The sequence below is a fragment of the Methylobacterium sp. WL9 genome (assembly GCF_008040035.1).
Classification (GTDB): Bacteria; Pseudomonadota; Alphaproteobacteria; order Rhizobiales; family Beijerinckiaceae; genus Methylobacterium; species Methylobacterium thuringiense.
Window position 1 is genome coordinate 1 of record NZ_VRVE01000204.1, and the last position, 597, is coordinate 597.

The 597-nt window shown below is 72.2% G+C and carries 1 pseudogene; it reads right to left on the minus strand.

Features of this window, described 5'->3' with window-relative positions:
• Window positions 1–386, minus strand: a pseudogene (locus FV217_RS22510) (hypothetical protein); the annotation flags it as partial.
• Window positions 387–597: the final 211 nt, after the last annotated feature.

A 597-nucleotide genomic window follows, 5' to 3' on the forward strand; every position in this document is an offset into this window, starting at 1 on the left:
GCCTCGCAGCGCGCGGCCAGCGCCGGCAGCCCGGCCCGGTCCAGGAGCGGCGGCAGGATGCGGCGGACGCTCTCCAAGGCGAGGAACGCCGTGCGCTCGCCCTCGATCTCGGGAGAATCCGCCGAGCCGGAAAGGCGCAGGACGAAGGCCATCAGCCGGGTCCGCTCCCCCTCCGGCATCGCGTCGTTGAGGCCCAGCGCATAGGCGGCCAGCGGCCGGGAAAAGCAGGGCGGGCAGTCCTCGGTGGCGGTGATCGCCTTGTAGGGCAGCCCGGCCGCGACGATCGCCGCTTCGTTGATGCAGGTGCCGCCATCCGGGCCGGGGAAGGCGTGCGAGCCGGCGAGCAGCCGCCAGTTCAGGATATGGTCGAAGGGGCCTGCGGTCACGGGCGTTCCTCTCGGGATCCGAGGGGAGACTGACAGCAGAGACGGGCTTTGGCGAGTGCTGCGGTGTCGTCAGCCGCTGACGCCGGCCGCCCGCTCGCTCGGCGCCTTCAGGAAGCGCCGCATCATCGCGATCTGGCCGAGCAGGAAGGTGGCGCGCGGCGACGTCAATGCCGCAACGTTCGGCGGGATGCAAGAGGCTCGGCGACGTCCC